General features: G+C 56.5%; 20 protein-coding genes and 2 pseudogenes. 5 read left to right on the top strand and 17 right to left on the bottom strand.

From position 1 onward, the window contains the following. Positions 1-32: 32 nt before the first annotated feature. The 10 genes and pseudogenes from tolB to ruvC form a co-directional block, all read right to left on the bottom strand. On the bottom strand, positions 33-1,379 hold the full coding sequence (gene tolB, locus ACFQAU_RS11565; RefSeq protein ID WP_067624240.1) for a Tol-Pal system beta propeller repeat protein TolB: 1,347 nt from the start codon (positions 1,377-1,379) through the stop codon (positions 33-35). Between the two features lies 1 nt (position 1,380). Beyond that, positions 1,381-2,238 carry an energy transducer TonB gene (locus ACFQAU_RS11560; RefSeq protein WP_386282346.1) on the bottom strand — a complete coding sequence of 286 codons (858 nt, stop codon included), beginning with the start codon at positions 2,236-2,238 and terminating at the stop codon, positions 1,381-1,383. Then, entirely contained in the window at positions 2,213-2,500 is a 288-nt protein-coding gene (locus tag ACFQAU_RS11555; RefSeq protein ID WP_386282339.1) for a hypothetical protein, read from the bottom strand. Before ACFQAU_RS11555 ends, ACFQAU_RS11560 begins: the two co-directional genes overlap by 26 nt. A gap of 60 nt (positions 2,501-2,560) precedes the next feature. Continuing rightward, on the bottom strand, positions 2,561-3,034 hold the full coding sequence (gene tolR / locus ACFQAU_RS11550; protein WP_067626442.1) for a protein TolR: 474 nt from the start codon (positions 3,032-3,034) through the stop codon (positions 2,561-2,563). A 3-nt stretch (positions 3,035-3,037) separates the two neighbouring features. Continuing rightward, positions 3,038-3,733, bottom strand: a complete 696-nt coding sequence (tolQ, locus tag ACFQAU_RS11545; RefSeq protein WP_120351653.1) for a protein TolQ — start codon at positions 3,731-3,733, stop codon at positions 3,038-3,040. Positions 3,734-3,852: 119 nt separating this feature from the next. After that, positions 3,853-4,251 (bottom strand): YbgC/FadM family acyl-CoA thioesterase, encoded by a 399-nt coding sequence (locus ACFQAU_RS11540; protein WP_067626446.1) that lies wholly within the window; start codon positions 4,249-4,251, stop codon positions 3,853-3,855. Then, a complete protein-coding gene (locus ACFQAU_RS11535; RefSeq protein ID WP_132444432.1) occupies positions 4,248-4,865 on the bottom strand; it encodes a hypothetical protein in 618 nt (205 codons plus the stop codon). The genes ACFQAU_RS11540 and ACFQAU_RS11535 overlap by 4 nt, the downstream gene beginning before the upstream one ends. 31 nt (positions 4,866-4,896) lie before the next feature. Further along, positions 4,897-5,916 carry a Holliday junction branch migration DNA helicase RuvB gene (ruvB, locus tag ACFQAU_RS11530; protein ID WP_132444352.1) on the bottom strand — a complete coding sequence of 340 codons (1,020 nt, stop codon included), beginning with the start codon at positions 5,914-5,916 and terminating at the stop codon, positions 4,897-4,899. A 46-nt stretch (positions 5,917-5,962) separates the two neighbouring features. After that, positions 5,963-6,639 (bottom strand): annotated as a pseudogene (gene ruvA / locus ACFQAU_RS11525) (Holliday junction branch migration protein RuvA). Continuing rightward, entirely contained in the window at positions 6,636-7,142 is a 507-nt protein-coding gene (gene ruvC, locus ACFQAU_RS11520) for a crossover junction endodeoxyribonuclease RuvC (RefSeq protein ID WP_067916382.1), read from the bottom strand. Before ruvC ends, ruvA begins: the two are co-directional and overlap by 4 nt. Positions 7,143-7,495: 353 nt before the next feature. Here ruvC and ACFQAU_RS11515 point away from each other — a divergent pair, with 353 nt between their 5' ends. Next, positions 7,496-7,714, top strand: a complete 219-nt coding sequence (locus tag ACFQAU_RS11515; protein WP_120352269.1) for a DUF1127 domain-containing protein — start codon at positions 7,496-7,498, stop codon at positions 7,712-7,714. 96 nt (positions 7,715-7,810) lie between these two features. On the opposite strand, the gene ACFQAU_RS11510 is transcribed toward ACFQAU_RS11515, so the two are convergent. The 3 genes and pseudogenes from ACFQAU_RS11510 to ACFQAU_RS11500 all read right to left on the bottom strand — a co-directional run. Further along, a complete protein-coding gene (locus ACFQAU_RS11510) occupies positions 7,811-8,155 on the bottom strand; it encodes a hypothetical protein (RefSeq protein WP_067942535.1) in 345 nt (114 codons plus the stop codon). 110 nt (positions 8,156-8,265) lie between these two features. After that, a complete protein-coding gene (locus tag ACFQAU_RS11505; RefSeq protein ID WP_132444351.1) occupies positions 8,266-9,138 on the bottom strand; it encodes a 50S ribosomal protein L11 methyltransferase in 873 nt (290 codons plus the stop codon). A gap of 82 nt (positions 9,139-9,220) precedes the next feature. Then, positions 9,221-9,463: pseudogene (locus tag ACFQAU_RS11500) on the bottom strand (MFS transporter); the annotation flags it as partial. Between the two features lie 811 nt (positions 9,464-10,274). On the opposite strand from ACFQAU_RS11500, the gene ACFQAU_RS11495 reads away from it, so the two are divergent. Continuing rightward, complete coding sequence (locus ACFQAU_RS11495; protein WP_132444350.1) at positions 10,275-11,117, top strand: hypothetical protein; 843 nt, start codon at positions 10,275-10,277, stop codon at positions 11,115-11,117. Continuing rightward, on the top strand, positions 11,114-11,944 hold the full coding sequence (locus ACFQAU_RS11490) for a radical SAM protein (RefSeq protein ID WP_132444349.1): 831 nt from the start codon (positions 11,114-11,116) through the stop codon (positions 11,942-11,944). The genes ACFQAU_RS11495 and ACFQAU_RS11490 overlap by 4 nt, the downstream gene beginning before the upstream one ends. Positions 11,945-12,072: 128 nt before the next feature. Here the strand turns inward: ACFQAU_RS11490 and ACFQAU_RS11485 are convergent, their stop codons facing one another. From ACFQAU_RS11485 to ACFQAU_RS11475, 3 genes are all read right to left on the bottom strand, one after another. Continuing rightward, entirely contained in the window at positions 12,073-13,146 is a 1,074-nt protein-coding gene (locus ACFQAU_RS11485) for an AIPR family protein (protein ID WP_386282324.1), read from the bottom strand. Next, entirely contained in the window at positions 13,146-13,808 is a 663-nt protein-coding gene (locus tag ACFQAU_RS11480; protein WP_386282321.1) for a hypothetical protein, read from the bottom strand. The genes ACFQAU_RS11485 and ACFQAU_RS11480 overlap by 1 nt, the downstream gene beginning before the upstream one ends. A 300-nt stretch (positions 13,809-14,108) precedes the next feature. Then, a complete protein-coding gene (locus tag ACFQAU_RS11475; RefSeq protein WP_276321495.1) occupies positions 14,109-14,327 on the bottom strand; it encodes a helix-turn-helix domain-containing protein in 219 nt (72 codons plus the stop codon). 642 nt (positions 14,328-14,969) lie between these two features. Here ACFQAU_RS11475 and ACFQAU_RS11470 point away from each other — a divergent pair. Together ACFQAU_RS11470 and ACFQAU_RS11465 are read left to right on the top strand one after the other, a co-directional pair. Beyond that, positions 14,970-15,329 (top strand): hypothetical protein, encoded by a 360-nt coding sequence (locus ACFQAU_RS11470; RefSeq protein ID WP_132444347.1) that lies wholly within the window; start codon positions 14,970-14,972, stop codon positions 15,327-15,329. Positions 15,330-15,729: 400 nt separating this feature from the next. Next, positions 15,730-16,020, top strand: coding sequence for a helix-turn-helix domain-containing protein (locus ACFQAU_RS11465; protein ID WP_132444346.1), 291 nt, complete (start codon positions 15,730-15,732; stop codon positions 16,018-16,020). A gap of 280 nt (positions 16,021-16,300) precedes the next feature. On the opposite strand, the gene ACFQAU_RS11460 is transcribed toward ACFQAU_RS11465, so the two are convergent. Next, positions 16,301-17,530 carry a hypothetical protein gene (locus tag ACFQAU_RS11460; RefSeq protein ID WP_132444345.1) on the bottom strand — a complete coding sequence of 410 codons (1,230 nt, stop codon included), beginning with the start codon at positions 17,528-17,530 and terminating at the stop codon, positions 16,301-16,303. Positions 17,531-17,768 lie beyond the last annotated feature (238 nt).

Genomic DNA, 17,768 nt, shown 5'->3' with positions numbered 1-17,768 from the left:
TGCCCGCGCCCGCATGGGAGGTCTGGAAAACGTTACTGCTGCAGCGGTGACCAAGAGGGGTCAGAGCCGCCTTCGGGCGTGCGCACCGGCTTGAGGTTGCGCCCCGAAATATCGACCGAATAGAGCGAGGACGACCCGCCCGCCCCTTGGGTTTCGCGGGCGAACATGATCACCCGGCCATTGGGCGCCCAAGTCGGACCTTCATCAAGGAAAGAGGCGGTCAGCAGGCGCTCTTCGGAGCCATCAAGCCGCATCACGCCGATGTGGAAACGGCCCTTGTTCTGCTTGGTGAAAGCCACCAAATCCCCGCGCGGCGACCAAACGGGCGTGCCATAACGCCCTTCGCCAAAGGAAATCCGCGTCGCCTCTCCGCCTGTGGCGGGCATGACGTAAAGCTGCGGACTGCCGGAACGGTCGCTCTCAAAGACGATTCTGCTGCCATCGGGAGAGAAGCTGGGTGCCGTCTCAATGGCGGGGGTATTGGTCAGGCGCACCGATTGGCCGCTGTTGATATCCATCGAGAAGATATCGGTATTGCCGCCTTGGCTCAGCGAATAGACAACCGTTTGACCACTGGGCGAGAAGCGTGGCGCAAAGGCCATGGAGCCTTCGGCGCTTTGCAGCGCGCGGCGTTGGACGGTGCCGATGTCCAGCACATAGATGCGCGGGAAACCGCTTTCGTAGCTGGTGTAGAGCACCCGGTCACCGCTGGGAGAGAATCGCGGGGCAAGCACGATGGAGCCGGAATCGGTCAGGTACTTCAGGTTGGCCCCGTCGTAGTCCATTACCGCCAAACGCTTCTGGCGGTCGTCCTTCGGCCCGGTTTCGGAAACAAAGACAACACGGCTGTCGAAATAGCCGCCCTCGCCGGTGATCCGGCTGTAAACCGCATCGGCCACCTTATGCGCCATGCGGCGCCAGCCATCGACGGTGCCGCTGAATTGCAGACCGCCCTGCCCACTGCTGTCGAGCAATTCCTCGCCCGAGAAGACATCGTAGACGCGGAACTTCACATTCACGCTGTTGCCGGTGACATTGACCGCCCCGGTGATCAGCGCCTGCGCGTTGATCGCTTTCCAGTCGGCATATTCCACCGGCGCGTTAAAGTCGCTGACGGTCGAGATATAGGCGCTGGCCGGGATTTCGCGGAAAAGGCCCGTGCCGGTCAGGTCTTCTGAGACGACGCGCGCCAGATCGACGGCCAGTTGCCCGGCCTCACCGCTTTCAGGCTGAAAGCTGGGCACGGCAAAGGGCAAAGGCTCAATCGTCGGGTCGTCGATCACGATGCGCAGCGGTTGGGCCTGCGACGCATTGGGGGCCAGGGTGAACGTGGCCGCCGTGGCGCAGAGCGCCAGTAGTCCCAGAAGTCTAGTCAGCATGTTATCGGCTCCTCATTGGGTCGAATGTCATCTCGATGTCTTGCCATTGGCTGTATTTTTCCTGCGGCAGTTTGTAACCGCTGCTGCCGCAACGAATGACCGCGCGTTTCGCGGCTTCAAAGGCCTGACGTGCGGCGGTGTCGCTGCCACCGCTGGAACTCAGCAGGCGGATCGAACTGGCCACGGGCGTGCCGTCGGTGTTCATCTGCATGCCGACCACGACCGTGGTACGCGCCGCTTCGGTCGACAGCGCGCCGATGTTCCAGCAGGCCGATACCGCGACGCGCAGAGACTCGCGCTCACCGGATGACAGCGGCGGGCCGCTTGGCACGGGCCCGGTTGTCTCTGGCTGGCCCAAGACTTCGCTCAGCGCATCCGCGATGGCATCTTCGGTCGAGCTGGAGGTCGTGGGTTCCTCAACGGGCTCCGGGGTTGGCTCAGGCTCGGGCGTTGGTTCGGGCGTCGGGGCGGGCGCTGGCGTCTCGGCGGGTTCTTCCGGTGCCTCGGCCACCTCGACAGGCGGCGGCGGTGTCGGGCGGCGGCCCGGCGGACGCGCAGACGCCGCCGGCGCCTTGTCGGCTTCGGTGACGATCTCGGTTGTGCTGTCCTCAGGCGTGCGGGCCTCTTGCGGCTCTTCCACGACGGTTTCCGCCTCGGCTTCGGCATCCGGCGCGACGGCGGGCTGCTCGTCCAGATCGGGGCGCAGTTCGGGGTCAGGCTGCTCTACCGGTTCGGGGGCCACGCGGGGCGCTTCGCGCGGGCGGGCTTCGGGCGCGATTTCGGGCACCAGCACGGCGGTATCGCCCACCGGCTCGTTCATTTCGGGCGGCGTGTCATCCACTTGGGTCTGCGGCGGCAACTCCAGCTCCGTCACCTCGGGGGAGGTCTTCGGGCGGGGTTTCGGTCTGCACCGGCTCTGGCTGTTCGATCTGCGTGTCCGGCTCCGCCGTCACCTCGGGGGTCTGTTCGCTTACCTCAGGCGGCGCGGGCTGGGCCACTTCGGTGGCCGACGCGGGCGGCTGCTGGGCCGCGACCAGCGCGTCATATTCGGCGGCCGAGATCACCGAGACCTCGGTCATCTCAACGGGGTCAGGCTCGGAGGTGAAGATGCTTCCAAACAACAGCCAGCCGATAAGACCCAGATGCCCGGCACCTGATATGTAATGCCCGGTATGCACCGCTCAGCCACCCGACGTGTCGCTGCCGTCCAACGCCGGGCCGCCGATGTCGGTCACCAGACCGATGTTGGAAAAGCCGCCTGCGTTGAGCGCGCCCATGACTTCCATGACCTGCGCATAAGACACTTTGCCATCCGCGCGCAAAAACACCCGGTCGCTGGCCCGTTCAGAGGCAATCGCCCGCAGCTTGGTAATCAGTTGGTCGCGGGGTGTGTCGGTGGTTTGGATTTGCACGGCCCCCTCGGCGGTGAGCGTAACGGTCAGCGGCTCTTCCTGCTCGGATGGCAGGGCCGTGGCGGCGGTCTTGGGCAATTCCACCGGCACGCCCACAGTCAGCAGCGGAGCCGCGACCATGAAGATGATCAAGAGCACCAGCATCACATCGACGAAAGGCGTGACGTTGATCTCGGCCATCGGTTGCGCGCGTCCGCGACGCCGCCCCTTGCCGCCTTGTTTTTTCATGACACCTGCGCCCATGGCTTAGCTGTCCAACTGGCGGCTGAGGATGGTGGCGAATTCGTCCGAGAAAGCCTCGTAGTTGCCAAGGATGCGGTCACTGTCGGCGCTCAGCTTGTTGTAGAACACAACCGCCGGGATCGCGGCGAGGAGACCGATGCCGGTCGCCAAAAGCGCCTCGGCAATACCGGGGGCGACGACGGCGAGGTTGGTGTTCTGCTGGGCCGCAATCTCGATGAACGAGTTCATGATGCCGAAAACCGTCCCGAACAGGCCGACGAAGGGGGCGGTGGACCCGACGGTCGCCAGCACCGGCAGCCCCTTTTGCAGACGCTCTGCCTCTTTGGCGATGGCCACGTCCATGGAGCGGTCGATCCGGGCAGTGGCACCGGGGATCAGCGCGCCATCTTCACGGTGCGACCGGCGCCATTCCGACATGCCAGCGGCGAAGATCTTTTCCGAGGGTCCATCCGGGTCAGCGCCGATGGTGTCAAAGAGCCCGTCGAGCGGCTCGCCCGACCAGAACGCCTGATCGAACTGCGCGGCCTCGGCACGGGCTTTGCGGTACTGGATGGTCTTTTGAACGATGATCGACCAAGACCAGAAAGAGGCCCCGATCAGCATGATCATTACAAGTTTGACCGTGACCGTCGCCTTCGCGAACAGACCCCACAGGGAAAAATCCATCCCCTGTGCCAATGCCAGCGTCTCTGCTTCCATTTAACTATGCTCTTTTACTGCCGCCCCTTTGGGGCATTCTGCCTCTCGGGCCGTATTTTTCTGGCCTCAATTTGGAGCAAAGCTAACGGACTGCAACCGAGATTGCCAGAATTATGGTATCACGCCGCAGGATCGCCGTCCGACAGGCGGAGTTTCGCTGGCAAACGGGTGGGTTTACCCGCTGTGGTCATGCAAACGGCGGTGACTTTGGCGCGAAAGATGACCTTGCCATCGCGCAAAACGTCTTGGTCGAACACCCACCGGACCGGCCCTTCGGCCTGATGGGTCGTCTGCACCTCCAACCGGTCGCCAAAGCGTGCGGCACCCAGATAATCCGCCTCTACCCGCGTTACGACAAAGACCAGCCCTTCATCGCGCATGGCGCGTTGATCAAGGCCAATCTGTTCGACGATATCCGAGCGCGCCCGTTCGATATAGCGCAGGTAGTTGGCGTAATAGACCACGCCCGCCATGTCGGTGTCTTCGTAGAAAATGCGGACCGGAAAGGTATGGCTCATGACGGCACCCGCGCGGCGAGGCGCAGCGCATGGCTTGCGTCATTGGCGGCGGGCGGCATCACCGGATCATAGGCGGCGCGGATCACGTCGGCCACTTCGGGGCGCAGCACCAGCGCCTCATCGGCCAGCGCCAGCGGCGACTGCTCGGCAAAGGCGTCCTCGGACCAGAGCAGGATGACCTGCACCGCTTGGCTCAGCGCCAAGACTTGCGCCGACATCTCGCGCAAGCTGTCGTCCATGCGCAGGAAGACAAAGGCCGCCTTGATCGCGCCGTTTTCTTCAAAGCGGAAGAAACGGTACTGATTGGCCCCAGCGGCCTGCAAGCGTTCGACCTGTTGGGCCAGATCGGGCACCAGCCCGTCCATCCCCGGCACGTCCAAAAGCTCTGCCCAATCGGCGAAGAAGAACATCATCAGATTGCTGCCCAGTTCGGGATCGGTCTCGACCATGTCGTGTCCGGCGAGCTTGGCAACAGCCTCAAGCGCGCCTTTCACCACTGGCAGCGCCGCCTCTTCGATCCCAAAGGCCACCGGCGCAATGGGGCGGCCCCAGCGGGCAAAGGCGAACTGCCCATCGCGGCGAGTGAAAAGGGTCTCGATTTGCTCTGCGGTCATTGTCATCTGTTTTACCTTCGCTCCGGGGGCGTCAGCCGAAAAGGTCGCTCTGCCCTTTGGGCGCGACCATGCCGAGATGGTGCCAAGCCTTGGCCGCCAACATTCTGCCGCGCGGGGTACGCTGGATCAGCCCTTGCTGCAACAGGAACGGCTCGATCACCTCCTCCAGCGCATCGCGGCTTTCCGACAGCGCGGCGGAGAGGGTTTCGATCCCCACCGGGCCGCCCTGATAATTCTCTGCGATCAGTTTGAGGTAGCGGCGGTCAGCGCCATCAAGGCCCAGATGATCGACCCCAAGCCGCGTCAGAGCCATGTCGGCCAAATCGCGGGTCACGCGGCCATCGCCCTCAACCACCGCGAAATCCACCACCCGGCGCAGCAGGCGGCCCGCGATGCGCGGCGTGCCGCGGGCGCGTTTCGCGATCTCGCGGGCACCGCCTTCGTCGGCGGGCGCACCCAGTTTGCGAGCGTTGCGATCGACGATGATGTAAAGCTCGTCTTCGGTGTAGAATTGCAGCCGGGTCGGGATGCCGAAACGGTCGCGCAAAGGCGTCGTCAGCAGGCCCATGCGGGTGGTGGCTCCGACCAGCGTGAAGGGCTGTAACTCGATCCGCACGGTCCGCGCGGCTGGCCCTTCGCCGATCACCAGATCAAGCTCGAAATCCTCCAGCGCGGGATACAGCACTTCTTCCACTGCGGGGTTCAGCCGGTGGATTTCGTCGATAAACAACACGTCACGCGCTTCGAGGTTGGTCAGGATCGCCGCCAAATCGCCCGCCTTGGCCAGTACCGGGCCAGAGGTCATGCGAAAGCCCACACCCAACTCCCGCGCCATGATCTGCGCCAGTGTGGTTTTGCCTAGGCCCGGAGGCCCGTGAAACAACGTGTGATCCATCGCCTCGCCGCGCTGGCGGGCGGATTGGATGAAGACGGCAAGGTTCGCGCGCGCCTCGGCTTGGCCGACAAATTCCGCCAGCATCTGTGGCCGCAAAGCGCGGTCAAAGTCTTCGGGCATCGGCTCGGGCCGCACGGTGGGGTCAATGTCGGTCATAGGGCCTCGTTATGGCGCAGGGCGGAGGGTTCTGCCAGAGGGGGCGTCACCCCTTGGGCGCCAACAGCTTGAGCGCCGCGCGGATCAGCGTCGGCGTGTCCGCCTCTGGCATCTCGCCCGCCGCCTGCGCCACGGCGCCCGCCGCATCACCGGGGCCGTAACCAAGGTTGCCAAGCGCCGAAAGCGCCTCGGACTGGGCCGAAGCATTGGGCGCGGCGGCTTTCGGCGCGGGGCGTGGGGTCGCGGCTTCGATCACGGTCTCATCGGCGGCGGCCTGCGCCTCTCCCAGAGCGTCGGCCACGGTGCCGGTCATCGCCATCACGCCGGGGGCCTTGTCCTTGAGATCAAGCACCACGCGCTGTGCGATTTTGGGGCCAATGCCCTTGGCGGCCTTTACCGCGTTCCAATCGCCAAGCGCGATTGCGCGGCTCACGCCATCCGGGCCGAGCGTTCCGAGGATTGCCAGCGACGCCTTTGCCCCGACCCCTGAACCGAGGTCAGCAACCGGTGCCATTCCTTTTCCACCAGCGTTTGAAAGCCAAAGAGTTGCATCAGGTCTTCGCGCACCACCAGATCGGTATAAAGCGCCACGACTTCGCCCACACCGGGCAGCGCGGCCATGGTCCGGTCAGAGACATAGACGAGGTACCCCACGCCGCGCACGTCGATCAGCACATGGTCGGCGGCACGGTAGTCAATGCGGCCCGAGAGTTTGCCGATCATGCGCTCGCCCTCGCCACCGCCTGCGCAAGGGTGCTGGCCCCGCCGTGATGCGCGTGACAGATCGCGATGGCCAGCGCATCGGCGGCATCCGGGCCTGCAATCTCGATCCCCGGCATCTGCATCTTCACCATATGCGCCACCTGTCCCTTATCCGCGTGGCCCACGCCGACCACGGTTTTCTTGACCTTGTTGGGGGCATATTCGCCCACCGTCAAACCAAACTGCGCGGGCACCAGCATCGCGATGCCCCGCGCCTGACCCAGCTTCAGGGTCCCGGCCCCGTCTTTGTTCACGAAAGTCTGTTCAACCGCCGCCGCCTGTGGCTGCCACATGGTCAGCACGCGCGTCAGCTGCCCGTGCAAGGACAAAAGCCGCGCGCCAAGGTCGTCGCCTTCGGAATGACAGATGCCATTGGCCACATGGGCGATTCGGCTGCCCGACACGTCGATCACGCCCCAGCCCAGATTGCGCAGCCCCGGATCTATGCCGATCACCCGTATCATCTCTGCCCTCGTTAAAATTGTTGCTTTTTTGGTGCACTAGCACGAAACGCGAACATCGCAAAGCCCTGATGCTCGGCGGGCGCTTTACGACAAGCATCCTGTCGCTTTTGAACCGCGGTGTCGGATTGCGCCTTTCCATGCTGCAAAACCGACATCCGGATGCCCGGAATTTTCCCGTAAAGATAGTGGGTTAGCCGTCATTTCGACCTATGCAAAAAACGCAAGTCTCACTGTCGTTTTTGAGGGATTGCGCGGGGCGCTTTTCAGGCATAATTGCCGAAAATCACGTTTTGCACGGCGCGCTTTCCTCGGCCCCTGCAGACACAACCGACGATCAAACAAAGGACGGCCCCATGGCAGCTTTCGACACCACCCGCACCGCTTACGGCTCCACCCCGGCCGTCACACGTATCCTTGGCTTTTTCGGCGCGTTCTTCGCGGCGGTCGAAGATTGGCAAGACAGCCGCGCCACCCGCAAGGCGCTGTCGGACCTGACCGACCTTGAATTGCAGGACATCGGCTTGATCCGGGGTGACATTGACCTCGTCGCACAGAACCACTTCGTGCGCTAAGCCTGCGCCTGCCCGCATCAATACCTACCCAAAGAAAAAGCCGCAGCGGAAGGCATCCGCTGCGGCTTTTTCATGTCAAAAGTCAGTGGCTTAAGATCACCGCATGATCGGGCCAGTCAGCCCGGCCACTGCCTTGGTCAGCGGGTCGATGGCCATCATCTTGGCGCCGATCTGCTCTAGGTTTGAACCATTGGCGAGCCGCGACAGGCGTTCGTTATAGGTCACCGGGCCAATCGCGGCGAGGGTGAAGGCTTTGAAGCCGAAAAATACCAGAACGATCAGGAAAAACCCCATCATCGGGAAACCCCGACGGGCACGTTTCGGCAAGACGGAGATCAACCCGTCGCGCCCGACGCGGGTGACATATCCCCGTTCCATCTTCCGATGCTTGCGCCCCAGAAGTTCGATCCGTTTCGCGAATTGAGCGTGTCCTTCAGCCATCACAGCCTCCGTAGCAATCCGGCCCCCACCGTTTGCTGCCAATTTGAATATAGGCAAATTGTGGCAACAAAGCGGCAAAAGGGCCAAATGCAACGAAAATGAGGCGCGAATTATGCGTTAGTTTGCAACGTTAGTGTCGTCCAGTCACCAATGCTCTCACGGTGCACCAGATTGATGCCAGATCGTGCATAAATCTCGATCACCTCATCGGCCTGCTCGTTCAGAAGGCCCGAGAGAATCGCATAGCCCGCGGGTTGCAGCGCCCCGGCCATATCCGGGGCCAAGGCGACCAGCGGCCCTTTGAGGATATTGGCAAAGACCAGATCAAAGGGGGCAGCTTCGGCCAATTGGGGATGATCAAAGCCTGCGGCCTCGACACAGGCCACACGGCCCGACAGGTTGTTGGCATCGACATTCGCCTGCGCCACTTCGACCGCGACCTCATCGATGTCACTGGCCAATACCGGCTCGGGCCAGATGCGCGCGGCGGCCATGGCCAGCACGGCGGTGCCGCAGCCGATGTCGACCACGTTTTTGCCGTGGAACCCCTCGCTCGCCAGACGGTCCAGCGCGCGCAGACAGCCCAGCGTCGTGCCGTGGTGCCCGGTGCCAAAGGCCATGGCGGCCTCGATCAGCAGCGGCTGGCAGCCTTCGGGCACCTTGTCAGCGTCATGGCTGCCGTAGACGAAAAAGCGACCCGCCTCGACGGGGGCCAACTCGCGGCGCACATGGGCGACCCAGTCGGTTTCGGGCAACTCCGAGATGGTGAAATCCTTGGCGCTCATTGCGGCGGCCAGAACGGCCAGAGCGGCCGTGTCAGGTGCTTCTTCGAAATAACCGCCGACTTCCCACAGGCCCGAGCCGTCTTCGACCTCAAACACGCCAACGCCGGTGGGCTCGGGGATCAGCCGCTCCATCGCCTCGCCCAAGGCATAGGCGGGGTCGCGGCCCGTGAGGGTAGTGAGGGCGGTGAAAGTGGGCATTGCGCGGTCCTTTGCTGCGGTGCGGTTGTGCTTCGCCTAGGGCCGCGCGCGTGTCGGGTCAAGCCATGCTGGGTTTCGCGGCCTATTCGGCGGCCTGCGGCACAGCAGTTTGAAAGATCGTCTCATGCCCCGGTGCCGGGTGGCGCGGGATCAACAGTGACAGCATCAGCGACACTGCCGCCATCCCTGCGGCAAGGAAGAATACCGCCGCAGGCGAGACGAGCCAAAGCAGGCCGAGCCCGACTGGCAGGAATACCGCCGCGATGTGGTTGATGGTAAAGGCCACCGCCGCCGTGGGTGCAATATCTGCGGGATCGGCTATCTTCAGATTATGTATATCATAAACGTGACTTTGGCAGTAGTTTTTCACGTTTTCCTTTTGTTATTCCGCTTTATTGCCTCCCATAAACGTCAACTCAGAAAACGGCAATGCACTAGATTGCCGTTTGCTAAGCTGCTATTCAGTCAAAACCGCAACATTTGCTGACGAACCTTTCTACCGGAGGGCATACCCAGCGATCCGATTTCCCCCTCCCTAAACAAGCCAGTGTTCTGCACCAGACATAAGATATCCTGTCAGCCAATGTGCGCCCCAGCTGCTCGTACGACAGTCCGAGGGTCAGCTATGCGGGACCTTCCTGCCTTTCGCTGCGGCCGCTCAGCTTCCGCCGCGATTGCGAAGACCCCCGGGAGAATGGGCGGATTGTGTTGACCCCCCCTACAGCGCGCTGAAGTCGAATTCGGCAAAACAAAATTCCAAACTATGGAAATTTTAGCGTCACCCCCGGGGCACTACTGGCTCATTAGAGAACAGCTTCCCACATTTTAGAAATTTGCAGTTGCGGCAAATAGTTTTTCAACACAATCGGCGGGGAGCGGAAATTCGCTGCGTCCCGCACCAACGGCAGCTTTGCGTAGAACCCGCTGACCGAGATGGATCAGATTGTACCGTACGAACGACTGGGTGAGCGCATATCAATTTATTGACGCTGAACTGAAATGGAAGTGTGTCCCAGTTGGGGTCAGGGCCAAATTTAATATCAACGCAACTTGAGATTGAGACCATCTCGTGATTTGAGGTAGACGAGTTGCCACGATTCAGTGAGTGCGCATCCACATCTGAGAGGATAAGAAAAATGCGCAGACGTCCACTATTTCAGCTCATGTTGCTACTAGATGTCATTTTATTCGGGCTAGCTAGCTTCGGAGCGAACTACCTTCTGAGTTACGAGAAGGTCGAGGGGGAAACTTACTTAATCGTCATGGCCGTCGCGATAGCAATCTATTTAGTGGTTCGTGTCGTCGGCACCTCCAGCAACAGAGTAGCTCTACTGGCGCACTCTCGCCTCTCAGATCGCATCGCCGATTCGCTAATGTCATATGGGCTAGAAGACACATACAACATGCAACGCCGGGTGGACAAAAGTCGCAGAAATTCTGACACTCAGGACACAATTGAAGAAGCGCAAATCATTAAGTTGGCCGCTAACTCTGGTGCATCCTACTTGTCTCGGGGTGTCAATCGTCACTGGAAGTATGTTCAGAAGCGTCTTGAAAAAGGTATACCTGTTAAAATCATTCTTCTTGACCCGAATTCTTCCGAAAAAGCCTTCAAAAACAAATTGAATAACGGAAATGAGGGAGCGGATAGCAAGTTGCCCCTCGAGGACATCATTAGGACCGCAGAGTCGCATCCAGACTTTCAAGTTCGTTTCGCTAGCACTGGAATGAGTTGTACAGTCTTCTTGTCCCATGAAGTCGCATATTTTGACCCGTATCATGTGGCGATGGATGGAGGAAGGATTTCAAACCTGTTTTTCTGCATGAAGTTTAGGTCCATGTTGCCAACTGAGGGTATTAGCCACTTTGAGATGCTCAACAAACATTTTGAGACACTTTGGGGGAACTCGATTACTCTCGATAGCTGGATGGAAAGTAAAAAACGTGAGCATCCTATTGCGCAAGAGACGCGCGAGTGAGGGCCGTTTTCAATTTTGAGCATCGCTGCTCTCTTAAATGCCCTTGGTGCTATATTTCCTTTGGTGGAGCAGCACCCGAACCTTCAGTTTGCGTGAAAGTGACGGAAGAGCTTTTGAACTATGGCGTCGACTACATCACATTTGGTGGAGGCGATCCATCAAGCTATAGTTTTGTCGAACAATTAGCGAGTATTGCGAAGTCAGGAGGAGCATTCGTTCATCTGGACACAAACGCGGTCGGGTTCCACAGAAAAGAACGTTCATTGTCGTGGATATCGAAATTTGTTGACTTGGTCGGACTTCCCATTGACGGCGCTAATTCGACCGTTCACGCCTCGGTCCGAGGCGACAGGCGGAATTTTGAGGCAGTCACAAACTTCGCAGCTTTGTTATCAAGCAATGATGTTCCACTCAAATTTAATACGTTCTTAAATCCAGCGAACATTTCGAGCATGCAGGGAATACTTCAATGTATATCGGTATTTGGACCGAGAATATGGAGTATCTACGAGTATTGGGAGCCCTCCAGCCGACCAGACATAGGCAATGAATGGTCCTGCAATATTGCCGACCTGAGCGCGGTTGAAGACGAAATATCTTCTTTCACAGCCTCTTTTAATATTGAATTTGTTCGAAAGCACACTCGTCGACTTAATTACCCGATAGTTTCTCATGACGGTCGGATATACACGCATTCAACTGCTTCTTTGTTCTCATATGAGTATATAGGATCTATTTTCTCTAAAGGCACCCTCGCAAAGGCATTTGTTTTGTGTGCTGACCAATCAGAAAAGGCGGAAATTCGCCATAAGTCCAGATTCAGTTAATTCCATTTAGGATTTGGAATACGCTCTTGCGCTCGACATGACCATCTCCCGAGAAAATGGCGCGAAAAGTCTGCTTTTGGGAAGTTGTCTTTTGCGGCACTAGACGCGAATGGCTGGTGAGTGGATAATCAACCAACTGCCTTGGTGACCTCATCCTTGGTCCTTGCGTCCTTAAAGTATCGGTTTGATGAAAAGTTGTCGTCCGCCAATTGAGCATTATTATAGAGCTTTGAAACCACATCAATAGCTTCGCTGACCTTTGCATCAGCAAGATCAAAGTCCCACATGTCAATTTCATCCCGATTGCAGATTTGTCTAATTGCAAACAATGTGTGAAACGATCCGTCAATCAATGACATTTCACCGATTGCAAGCGTCAAACCGTCTCTGATCTTCTTTCGAACCTCTTTCTTTTTTTCGCTAAGGACCTGAGCCAGCTTAAATGACGTGAGAAGTTTAATTGCTGTGAGGTCTTCAGCAAAAACAGTGTCATAAAGGTCTCCAAAAACCCGTCCTCGATCCTTTTTGGCTGTTTCTGGAAGGCCAATGCCATAGGCAAGGTATGCTTGCCCCGCCGTCAATGCATCGACGCGTTTGGAAGATGGTTTGTCAGCGTGCTGCCCAGCTTTCCTTTCATAGTAGTAGCCGAGATCAGCGAACACCTCCTCCAGTTGCCTCTGTTGCCGATCATTGGAACGTAAGTCACGAACGTTTATCGGCGTCTGGCTGTTTGTCGTTTCGGCGATGGACATTTTTACTTCTTCGGATGAAGTTTCAATAACTCGAACAAGCAGGATCACATCTTCGATTTTGCTCCGATCCTCCTTTGCAGCTTCAAACAGGCAGTTTGAAGTCTGCCCACCGTTCACAATCTGAACGTTGGTTAGCTTGATTTTGGGCGCCCTCCGTGATGGACCGATTTCCACTTTATCACAGGTCATAGTAATACCATTGTTTTGATACCAAAACATGTGATTATCGTCAGATAATGCAGATTCAATTATCCTTCGGTTAATACGATTTCGTCGCTTTAAATAGATGCGAACATTTTGATCGAAGATGCCTGCCTCAACCTGTTCTGGGTCGTCTTCCGATTTGATGGCGTCTACAATGTCCAACGCTGCAACTGAGCAAACCACACCTCGCAAATTCTGATCCGTTCGATCGAAAAAATTTGTGTCGATCGCCGTGATTTCCCGCACTAAAGCCGGGACTCTTTTTCAAGAAAGAAATCAGACAGCGCATCCAGATCATGCATTCTGAATTCGATTGCTTTATATCTTGAGAACGCGGTCCGAACCCTCTTCAATTCAGTGTCGATAAGAGGTGCTGTGTTGCCAACAAAGTGGACTGTAATCGTTGCGTTTGCTTCTTTCAAAACTTCTAAAGCATCCGAGATTTTCGCCTTCAGCAGGCTGTTCGTGCTAGCAAGTGCATCGTTGTCGTGTCCAGTGAGATCAACAAGAAAAGACGCTAACTTATCAATTTCAGAGCTTGGAAAATTATTCTTTGACTTAGAGAAATCTCCGACACACTTCGTCTGGAAGATATGAATATCATTTTTGCCATCGCGATCATCAATGAAAAGGGCATCAACACCTCGATCGTTACCGCCATCGGTGATCGCGTCGACGGCTTCATCTATGTCGATTTCCATAGTTTCTGAAATCGCCACCACAGAGAGAGACTTCGTTCTATCAAGTTCCTCATATTCTGCGATTGTTGCACATACCTTTTGATCAAGTGCGTTCCAGTCAAACATATTAGCCAAAGTCTCTTTCCTTCCTAATTGCGTTTTATCGTCACGGTCGAGAAATCGGGTTGCCTGACCAACAAACCTTGCCTTCACGAAAACAACACTCAATCTGATTACCAAGAGTATTCACTTTCGGTTTCAGCAACCAGACCCTATGACGAAACCGGACACTCAAAATGCGCAATGTCAACGGCAGCTTAGGGCCGTTAGCGGCAGTCTTCAGTCAGGGCGCAAAGTGTAAGTTCGGGCACCTGCGACGGCATTTTGTCAGAGGCTTGAAAGCGGTCATTCTGGTCCCAAGATCAGCGTTTATTAATGCTGCTCTTTGCGAAATCGGCGCCCGAAAAATCTCTTAAAAGATGACTGACCGGTCGTTGGGGTCCGATAGCAACAAGAGCTTTTATGATCTCACAGTCTATCTGGTGATGCTTCAAATAGTTTCGCAAAGAATAGTCTAGGATCAGCGCTGATTATTCTCAGGATAACGCAAAGCTCGACTGCATCAAGCCGCCGCTCGCCAAGTTCATACTTCGCGACATAAGATGCTGGTTTGCCAAGAACTTCCGCAAGTCGGGCTTGCGACATTCCTGCCGCCATACGCAATCTGGTCAGTTCTTGCCGTAGCAACCGATATGCATCTGTGTGAACTGCGCCTGCCAACTTGTTTGCTCCAAAACTTCTCGACAAACACCCTTAGCTCAGTCACAAGATGCTCCCAAAATGGGAGTGATTCGTGAGCGAACCAGTTATTTTTCTGACGCGGCAAAGCACGCGCCCAAGCGTCCTTCTACCTTTTCACCTTATCTGGTTTGGCAGGTTGTCAAGACGACAGGGAGCTATAGCCTTGCAGAAGGGGCTTATCGTCCCTGGGTCGTCGAAAAACCCCGCCCGCTCCGGCCGGACGGTTCATTTGACGAGCCGAGCTCGACGCGGGCTAGCGAACATTTTGGAGCCAGAAGAGCCAAATACTCTACCGTTCTTTGCATATCTTTTGAGGGAATGGGGTCACGTCACCGAAGATCCCTTCTACATTTACGCTAGCACGCCATTGCAAGAGACTTGGAGGGACGAGGAAAACGACGGCGACGGAGGACCGGTCGGCGGGTATTGCAGTATCACGGGGAAGTGAACGCCAATTTCTGTAACGAACTTTGATTGGCTTGGTTGCAGGCGGTCGAATACGAACTTCGGCGGCCATGCCAGTCGAGAGAGGGCGGTGCTAGGCCTTTGGGAGGGTCTTGAGGACCTGAGGTGAGGGAGGCAAATTATATGAGATCTGATGAACAACAGACAATTCTGCGCGCCATTCCTAATCTTTTTGCTCGCTGGGAGCTCACAGAGCAGCAGTCCTTCGAGCTTCTCAGCGTCACCTATAAAATGTGGTGTAGGATCCGGGCTGGACACTGCGTGGCGCTAACTGAGGACCAGATACTCCGAGCGGGCGCACTGATGGGGATCCATGCAGCCCTTCGTACGATCTTCGCAGATCCATGGTGCTATGATTGGATCCAACACCCGAACGGCGCTCCGCTTTTTGCAGGTCAACCGGCAATCAAGGTGATGATTGCGGGCGGACTGCCGACAATCATCCTCGTCCGCCAATATCTCGAAGCCGAGATAGCGTGCTGACATGGAATGTCTTAAACAACCCAGAAAACATCCGGGACCTCGTATTTATCTGCGCCGGAGAATTTCTTCTGATAGTCGATCTCGCGACGCAGAGCCGCCCCAGACCCAAAGGTACCGTCGCAAGTGGTGAGTTTATGATCCTATTTCCCGGTGTCCATGGGGCAGGGCATGGTTCGGTGACGAGCTTCATCGAAAACATAGATCGTCCTGATCCGTACGACTGTCCGCCCGTCTTAGCTGGAAACTGATTTTGATGCTGCGAAACCTGAAGGTCGATTTGATGACGTGCAATCCTTCTTTTTGGCTGTCCTGCCGCACGTCGAAAGGGCGCTATGAAGATACATCATGTGCCCTCACGTCGCTATAGTGGACCCATAGAAGACACATTGGAGATAGTTAGATGCCGCCTAAGAGAACGATCTCAAAGGACGTCATACGTGCCCGCCGCAAAGAGCTTCATCGGAGGGCCTGCGAAGGAGAGCTAATGCTCCCGGCTGCTTTCAAAGAGATGCGCAACGCAATCGGCATGACCCAAGCAGACTTCGCTTACCATTTTGGTCTAACGCGGAAGCAGGTCATCGAGCTTGAGAGTGGTAAGGGGAACCCAACATTAGAGACGCTCACGAAATTCTGTCGGCCCTTCGGCTTTCGGGTTGGCTTCGTATTTCCCGGGAGACCTCCAGAATGGTAGGTGGCAAGATTGCCGCTCTCCAGACTTTCAAGTTTAGTTACCAATCAGACTGTCCTTCAGCCCATCTTTGGCGGGAACTGTTATAATGCCCTGATACAACCTTTGAGCACGCCTCAGAAATCGCCCAGTGCTCTGCTCCTAACATAACATAGCCGTGTAAAAGCAGGCCTGCGGTCAGGAGACAAGTGTCCCGAGCGAAAACATCAAATGACGGCAGTCAGCCCGAAGCAGACGTTCTTCCCTGACCGGAACTTTTATTCTTATGCTATCAGTACTGCACTCAATCGAGCGGCAGTTCGATCTTGTTAGCCGAGCATATAGTCAACTCAACTGCGACCAGAACTGATATCTGAAGAAACAGCGTGACCGACCGATATAGGTAGCTGGCATAGGTCAATTCTTGTTCGGGTCCGGTCCCACCTTTGCCCGCTCGATATCTCAAGGTTTTGCCATCTGCGTCTATCCTGATCCCTTTATGGTGAGATGCGTTCCGCAGCTGGTTATCCTTCTCTGAACATAGAGCCATAAACACGGCGTTCATCCCAAAAGGATTGAACTTACTTGAGTTATCAAGCTTTTGATACTTGTCCATCGTAAGCGTTTCGAACTCGTCGAAAGCACGACCATGTTTGACGTTGTTCAGCATAGCAAGGAAGTCCACACTGCCCGCGAACACTTCATAGGCGTCACCGTAGAACGATTTCACCTGATCAAACTGAACTGATGTCGCTACCATGTCATCAGAAGGAGCTATGCCCAGACCAGCCTGGAATGACACCTGGGCAAACTGAGCGTGTTTGGAGAAGAAATCGGTGTAGACCTCACGGTAAAGAGTGAATCTATCTTTTACCATCGACTCGGCATAGTGATTCAGAAGGTCGCTGCAATCGTGTGTCGCGGCGATGGAACGAAATTCGTCCATCATCGATTTCAAGTGGACACCGTGCTTTCGCCCCATGAACTTGTAGGTAAACCGGAAGAACCAATCGGTCGGCCCTGAAAGTGGATCGTCTGCATAATACTCGGCAGTGCCTTCGGCCACCTTTTTGTTTGCAAGTTTCGTCCTTCCGTTGGACGCGAGTGATACGGCTTTCTTGAGATTCTTCCATTCTGACAAATGATCCGCAGTTGGACGACGGGGAGCGTATGGATCAAACTTCTGAGTAGGTAGTGGCCCGAACCCCTCAGCGGCTTTGATCATTTCCCGCATCTGTGTGAGCCTGTGAAAGGACACATCTTGGTCGGTCATGCCCTCCGGAACCACAAAATTGGCATCCACGTTGACTACAGGACCAGTCCCGTGGGCCGGGACTTCGACCACGGAGCACCCATCAATGGTGAAAACGTTTGTCGACAACTCTGAATAATTAACTGTCATGCCGAACGACATTGGCTCCTGACATTTACGACAGTTCACGGTGTGTTCTTGCCGGATACCTTGACCCATGCCAATGCGAACAGTGAAAATAGCCTCACAGGTTTCACACTGCAATGCACTGCGGATAATCATCTATTTGCGCCTCAATCAATTCATTCATCTTAAGAAGATTACCCAGTCCACGAATGCCGGAGCAAGGCTGTGACTGTCTTATTTCTTGTTAAAGGTTGTGCTTACTTACCTAACAACAACATGGATCTTCCTCGATCGCCATCAGAACGTGTAATATTCAACTTTCTTTCGCTCAATACGCCTTAGCCATCTATGCGCGGCTTCGGGTCGACTACGCCCTCCTCAAAGGTCAACCCCC

Origin of the sequence: Sulfitobacter profundi, from assembly GCF_042661425.1 — a bacterium.
Taxonomy (GTDB): Bacteria; Pseudomonadota; Alphaproteobacteria; order Rhodobacterales; family Rhodobacteraceae; genus Sulfitobacter; species Sulfitobacter profundi.
The sequence above is the reverse complement of the archived record's forward strand: the minus strand, read 5'-3'. Positions and strand labels throughout refer to the sequence as shown.